Source organism: Acinetobacter sp. UBA3025 (genome assembly GCF_002367915.1).
Lineage (GTDB): Bacteria > Pseudomonadota > Gammaproteobacteria > Pseudomonadales > Moraxellaceae > Acinetobacter.
On record NZ_DFDO01000318.1, the window covers coordinates 1 to 6,732 of the forward strand.

Consider the following 6,732-nt stretch of genomic DNA (forward strand, 5'->3'; position numbering starts at 1 on the left):
CTGAGTCATGAGTACCCTCCTAAGGCGTCATAATAAAAATGATCAGCCAAATTTTTAGCACAAAGCATGCAATGACGTGGGTGAATTAAGCAAACTGCAACAAAGCCTGTACATGTTGTTGCTATTGATTGCAGGAAGTAGCATCAACTTATCTTAATCGAATTTTTAAGGGTCAATTACCTGCCTATAGCCTGTTTTTGTATTCTGAATATTCGGCCTGATTTATTCCTTGTGCTTCTGTAAAAGCATTTCTTTGTAATCCCTTCTGCATCATGTAAAATTATGGCCCATTGTATAATGAATATGAATGAGAGAGTGAATCCGTGCGTAAAATCCTAGTCACCAATGCCCTTCCTTACGCCAATGGCCCGATTCATATGGGTCACTTACTCGGCTATATCCAGGCTGATATATGGGTACGTGCGATGCGCGCGATGGGCCATGACGTGACGTATGTCTGTGCGGATGATGCTCATGGTACAGCGATCATGCTGCGTGCAGAGGCAAATGGCATTTCACCTGAAGCACAGATCGCCAATGTGCAAAAAGAACATATTCGTGACTTTGACGGTTTCGGTGTGCATTTCGATCATTATGACTCTACCCACAGTGATACTAATCGCGCCCGCGCTTCAGAAATCTATATCAAAAACCGTGAAGCCGGCAATATTGCAGTTCGCCCTGTAACCCAGTTATTTGATCCTGAAAAAGGCATGTTCCTGTCAGACCGTTTCATTAAGGGTACATGCCCAAAATGTAAGACGGAAGATCAATACGGCGATTCATGTGAAGTCTGCGGTACAACTTACAACGCGACTGAATTATTAAATCCAAAATCGACTTTAAGCGGTGCGACACCTGTTGAGAAATCATCAGATCATTACTTCTTTAAACTGCCAAATTTTGGTGAATACCTGCAAAAATGGACCCGTGACGAAGGCCGTCTACCCGTATCTATCGCCAACAAATTGGATGAATGGTTTGACAATGGCTTGAACGACTGGGACATTTCCCGTGATGCGCCTTACTTCGGTTTCGAAATTCCAGATGCACCAAACAAATACTTCTATGTGTGGGTGGATGCGCCAATCGGCTATATGTCGAGCTTCGAGAATTACATCAAAACTAAACGTCCTGACTTAAGCTTTGATGATTTCTGGAAAAAAGATTCTAAAAATGAAGTCTATCACTTTATTGGTAAAGACATCGTTTACTTCCACGCGCTGTTCTGGCCTGCAATGCTTGAAGGCGCAAACTACCGTACTCCAACGGGTTTATTCGTAAATGGCTTCCTGACTGTAAACGGTCAGAAGATGTCGAAATCTCGCGGTACCTTCATCAAAGCTGAAACGTATTTACAGCATTTGAACCCTGAATACCTGCGTTACTATTTCGCGTCTAAACTTTCTGACAAAGTTGAAGATTCTGACCTGAATCTTGATGACTTCGTTCAGAAAGTAAATTCCGACTTGGTTGGTAAAGTGGTGAACATTGCCAGCCGTTGTGCGAAGTTCATCAATACCAAGTTTGATAACAAGTTAAGTGCAACTTGTGCCGAGCCTGAACTGGTTCAAAGCTTTATTGATGCTGGCGATTCAATTGCCAAAGCTTATGAAACCCGTGAATTCTCGGCAGCGATCCGTGAAATCATGGCACTTGCAGATAAAGCCAACCAGTACATCGATGAGAAAAAACCTTGGGCTTTAGCGAAAATTGAAGGCGAAGAACAACAGGTTCACGGTGTGTGTTCTGTAGGTATCAACCTGTTCCGTCAATTGGCTGTGTATTTAGCTCCAGTACTTCCAACTTTGGCTGCTCAGGTTCAGGACTTCCTAAAACTGGCTTCTTTCGACTTTGCTTCTCGCACTGAAATTTTGACTGGTCATGAAATTGCATTGTTCCAGCCATTGATGCAACGTGTTGATCCGAAAGCTGTGGCTGCGATGGTCGATGCATCTAAAGATTCTTTAGCTGCACCTGCTGCTGAACCAGCAAAAGCTGAGAAGAAAAAAGAGAAAGCCAAAGAGAAGAAAGCTGAACCTAAAGTTGGTGAAGCTGAGATCATCACGATTGATGACTTCATTAAAGTTGATTTACGTGTGGCTGAAGTTCTGGACGCTGCAACGGTTGAAGGTTCTGACAAACTACTGCAATTGACTTTAAATGTTGGAGAAGCTGAACCACGTAATGTGTTCAGTGGTATCCGTGAGTTCTATAAACCGGAAGACCTGAAAGGCAAACTGGTGGTGATGGTCGCTAACCTTGCTCCACGTAAGATGCGTTTTGGTATTTCGAACGGTATGGTACTTGCCGCTGGTAATGGCGAAGGTGTTTGGGTGATTTCACCTGAATCTGGTGCTAAACCGGGTGATAAAGTGTCTTAAGATTTAGGTCTTAGATAGAAGAAAAGCCTCTACTTTGTAGGGGCTTTTTTATGCCTTTAAGTTCCCTCTCCTTTTTTAAAGGATGAGCGTTATAACGCGCAAGAGGGAGAGGATTTATTGAATCACTGCCCCATATTCTTTTTATAAAACACAATTTTTCTGCTCAGACATTGACTTACTTTTGAAAGATCAAAAGTAACAAAAATCTTTTGTTCACTTGATGATACGTCCATGTATCACAAGTGAACGGCGACATCCATGTCGCCTACTCTACATTTATTTCCCTCTAGATTAATTAATCATTGCGTGTATTATTCATATAAATCAATTTCATATAAATAAGCCAATAAAAATGAAACACTTTTTAGTCTATAATTGTAATTTCTGTGGTAGCCAAAAAATAAGATTTGATGTATTAGCTACGACTTTACATGAGTATCGTAATAGTTCTTATACCCTAACTAATTATTGGGAGGCGTTCAGCCAGTGTAGCCATTGTAAAGAAGGATGCGTCTTAGTATTACAAGAGGGAGCTGACTTCCAAGAACTAAAAAATAAAATACATATTCAGTCTTATGCGAATTTATGTACCACAGATAAAACGAACATTAGCGATCATTTCCAGATTGCAAAAATTTCTATTCCTCCCAGTAAACAACAAATCACATGTCCTTTACATGTTCCCGAGAATATAAAAAGTATATTTGATGAAGCTACTAAATGTCTTGCAATGAATTGTTTTGTCGCTAGCGGTTCTATGTTTAGATTATGCTTAGACCTTGTCACAAAAGATTTATTAGAAAAATGGTTAGAAGAAAATCATGCTTCTGAGCAACAACCCAATAAAGACCAAAGAAATAAATTAGCCAATCGAATTGATTTTTTAATTGCTCAAGACAAAATTCCAAAACGATTACAAGAACTCGCTCATTGCATCCGTCATGATGGTAATGATTCTGCCCATGACGGGACTACTGGCGAGAATGAAGCTTTAGATTGTTTAGATTTTGCTGAAGCATTACTCACTGAAATTTATACAATACCTGAAAAAATTAATGAATCGGGTAGAAGAAGATTAGAGCGTAGGGCTAAATTTTGAAATTCAGAATTAATCTAATTATATACCTAGCAACATGGATGTCACTCGTTCGTTAGGGCACATGGACGTACCCTCTAAAGAACAAAGGATTTTTGTTACTTTTGATCCTTCAAAAGTAAGGCAGATAACAAAATAGTGGTCATAGCCCTCATCCCAACCTTCTCCCAAAGGGTGATGGAGCTTTCAATAGAGTTTTAAAATTTATATCAATCTATAAATCAGATAGCACTTATTTATCGAGGAAAAATTCCCAGATGACATAGCCAATGCCGAAGCCCAGCAATGAATATAAGGTAATAATGAAAAATACAAATGCTGCATTATTTTTCTTTTTCCAAAAACTCATAGCGATACCCAAGGCTGTTTGCAATACCCCATGTTAACGGGCTTTTTTATAAAAGTGAAATTTATCTAAGTATTTTATTTATAAAAATATTTTTAGATAAAAAATCTTTTATTTCCTTACAAAATCAATATACAGATTCAAACTTAATGCCTAGTACAGATAGCGAATTCTTTTTCTCTCTTTAAAAAGGTAAATATTTTTATATTCTATTTTCATGCTTTACATGCTAATACATAGCATAAACTTCACAACCATAAGAATTGCCATGAATACTTTAAAGATATCCCTTCTCACCTCTCTACTTTCATTTTCTGTTTTGGGTGTAAGTGTGGGTCAGGCTGCTGAACCTGCAACGGTTGCTTCACAAAAACAAGTCGCAGGCTACTATCATCACCAAATTGGTAATACTCAGATTACTGCCCTGCTCGATGGTACAAACTACTTAAATCCATCAATGTTTAAAGGCTTAAGTGATGCAGAAAAAACTGAGACTTTAAAGAAATATCATGCCGATCAAGCCAAAGGTATACAGACTTCAGTCAATGCTTTCCTGATTAATACAGGCAATCAACTGCTCATGGTGGATAGCGGTGCTGCAAGCTGCTTTGGTGCACACTTAGGGTCAATTTATAACAACCTCAAGGCATCAGGTTATCAACCTGCGCAAGTAAGTAGTATTTTCCTGACTCATCTCCACCCTGACCATGTTTGTGGCATTTCAAACAACGGCGCAGCAAACTATCCAAATGCCACCTTACATATTTCCAAAACCGAGTATGACTACTGGCTGAGTCCAAATACTGTCAAGAAACTACCGAAAGACCAGCAGGAAGGTTTCTTGGGCACCGTAGAGAAAATTAAAGCGGCCCTTGCACCCTATGAAAAAGCTAAAAAAGTGAAAGTCTTTTCTGATAAATCTTTAGCTTTTGGTGGGGTCGAGTTTGAGCCATCCTTTGGTCATACCCCAGGGCATTACAGCTTTAAACTCAAAGCAGATGGCCAAGAAGTGGTTTTTGTGGGTGACATCGTCCATTCACATACCTTGCAATTCGACAAACCTGAAACGGCCATAGAATTCGATGTTGATCCTAAAACAGCGGTACAAACCCGTTTAAAGCATTTTGCTGAATATGCAAAACAAGGTCAGACTATTGCAGCGCCACATTTACCGTTCCCGGGGATCGGTCATATTTACTCGAAAGATGGAAAGAGCTACCAGTGGATTCCTGTGCATTTTAAAGATTAAATGAATACTTCAGAGATTTTAGCTCCGGATGAAACCCTAATTCGTTAGGGTTTTATTTGTTAGAGATATAGCTAATCAATAGTCTATATAACTTCTAAAATTTAAAATCATGATGTGCTTTTACAATTCAAAATCATCTTTCACTTAATTTTTTTAAATTTTTTCTTAAAAATCCTTTCACTTTTCATGTGCACCTTTAGCACACATTTTAACACGCCATTTTCTGTGATAAAGCTAAATATCTAAAAAACAAAATATAAATTTAAATTTTATCTTTTCTTATGATGTCTTAGTTTGGTGCATAAAATTCTATTGTGCTTTATATCGAGTCTTGTCAGTTTCAAGAAATTCTTTATCAAAATTTCCCTTGTTAGTAACTCTTTTCGAATCATTTTGCCTCTATATACTGGATTTCTTTTGTGATTCTATGCACTAAATTGGAACGCACAATGCAAAATATAGACTTATTATTTCTCCTTCTCGGTGCAGTTCTAGTGCTTGCCATGCATGCAGGATTTGCGTTTTTAGAACTAGGGACAGTTCGCCATAAGAATCAGGTCAATGCCTTAAGTAAAATTCTCACTGACTTTTCCCTCTCCGCCATCGCTTACTTTCTGGTGGGCTACTATATTGCCTATGGTCAGCATTTTTTCCACGATGCTTCTACTCTAGCAGTCGATCATGGTTATAACCTGATGCGCTGTTTCTTCCTGCTGACCTTTGCCGCAGCTATTCCTGCGATTATCTCGGGAGGAATTGCAGAACGTGCCAAAATGCGTTCGCAGGCTTTAGCGACTTTATTTCTGGTGGCTCTGATTTATCCATTTTTTGAAGGGATGATCTGGAATGGCAACTTTGGTTTTCAGGACTGGTTGGCAAATACCTTCGGTGCCAGCTTCCATGATTTCGCCGGCTCTGTGGTCGTGCATGGCATGGGAGGCTGGATTGCTCTGGCTGCGGTCGTTTTACTTGGTGCACGTAATGGACGCTATAAAAATGATGGCCGGATTACTGCACATCCCCCTTCATCTATCCCTTTCCTTGCTTTAGGCTCATGGATTCTGATTGTCGGCTGGTTTGGCTTTAATGTCATGAGTGCACAGCGTCTGGATGCCATTTCCGGACTGGTTGCGATTAACTCTTTAATGGCGATGGTCGGTGGAACTATTGCGGCAAAAGTAGCGGGTAAAGATGACCCGGGCTTCTTGCACAATGGCCCATTAGCCGGACTGGTTGCCATCTGTGCAGGTTCTGATGTGGTACATCCACTGGGTGCATTATTTATCGGAATCAGCGCAGGCGTGATTTTTGTAAAACTATTCACCTATACCCAAAATAAACTCAAAGTCGATGATGTATTAGGGGTCTGGCCTTTGCATGGCGTATGTGGTGCTTTCGGTGGAATTGCTGTCGGTGTATTCGGTCAGCAATGGCTCGGAGGCATGGGTGGTGTTTCGATTATTTCACAATTATTCGGTACAGTTCTGGCGATTGTAGTGGCTCTGGCAGGTGGATTCCTGGTTTATGGTCTGCTGAAAGTGTTGATCGGTATTCGTCTGAGTCAGGAAGAAGAATTTACCGGTGCGGATTTATCTATTCACCGGATCTCGGCAAATTCGGAAGAAAATATTTTTTAAGATGTCTTGTCCTGAAATAG

The 6,732-nt window shown here is 40.0% G+C and carries 5 protein-coding genes; 4 read left to right on the forward strand and 1 reads right to left on the reverse strand.

Annotated features, from left to right (window positions below; genetic code table 11):
* The first annotated feature begins 323 nt into the window (after window positions 1-323).
* Both metG and B4J23_RS13435 read left to right on the forward strand, forming a co-directional pair.
* Window positions 324-2,384: a methionine--tRNA ligase gene (gene metG / locus B4J23_RS13430; RefSeq protein WP_291361299.1), complete on the forward strand. Its 2,061-nt coding sequence runs from the start codon at window positions 324-326 to the stop codon at window positions 2,382-2,384.
* A gap of 352 nt (window positions 2,385-2,736) precedes the next feature.
* Window positions 2,737-3,483 (forward strand): DUF4145 domain-containing protein, encoded by a 747-nt coding sequence (locus B4J23_RS13435; RefSeq protein ID WP_291361301.1) that lies wholly within the window; start codon window positions 2,737-2,739, stop codon window positions 3,481-3,483.
* A gap of 229 nt (window positions 3,484-3,712) precedes the next feature.
* Here the strand turns inward: B4J23_RS13435 and B4J23_RS14430 are convergent, their stop codons facing one another.
* A complete protein-coding gene (locus tag B4J23_RS14430) occupies window positions 3,713-3,829 on the reverse strand; it encodes a hypothetical protein (protein ID WP_373683639.1) in 117 nt (38 codons plus the stop codon).
* 265 nt (window positions 3,830-4,094) lie between these two features.
* Here B4J23_RS14430 and B4J23_RS13440 point away from each other — a divergent pair, with 265 nt between their 5' ends.
* Together B4J23_RS13440 and B4J23_RS13445 are read left to right on the forward strand one after the other, a co-directional pair.
* Window positions 4,095-5,075 carry an MBL fold metallo-hydrolase gene (locus B4J23_RS13440; protein WP_291361303.1) on the forward strand — a complete coding sequence of 327 codons (981 nt, stop codon included), beginning with the start codon at window positions 4,095-4,097 and terminating at the stop codon, window positions 5,073-5,075.
* A 449-nt stretch (window positions 5,076-5,524) separates the two neighbouring features.
* Window positions 5,525-6,712 (forward strand): ammonium transporter, encoded by a 1,188-nt coding sequence (locus tag B4J23_RS13445; protein ID WP_291361305.1) that lies wholly within the window; start codon window positions 5,525-5,527, stop codon window positions 6,710-6,712.
* The last annotated feature ends 20 nt before the right edge of the window (window positions 6,713-6,732 follow it).

Coding starts and splice junctions, on each gene's coding strand:
- B4J23_RS13435 (WP_291361301.1), top strand. CDS start 2,737: ATGAAACACTTTTTAGTCTATAATTGTAATTTCTGTGGTAGCCAAAAA.
- B4J23_RS14430 (WP_373683639.1), bottom strand. CDS start 3,829: ATGAGTTTTTGGAAAAAGAAAAATAATGCAGCATTTGTATTTTTCATT.
- B4J23_RS13440 (WP_291361303.1), top strand. CDS start 4,095: ATGAATACTTTAAAGATATCCCTTCTCACCTCTCTACTTTCATTTTCT.
- B4J23_RS13445 (WP_291361305.1), top strand. CDS start 5,525: ATGCAAAATATAGACTTATTATTTCTCCTTCTCGGTGCAGTTCTAGTG.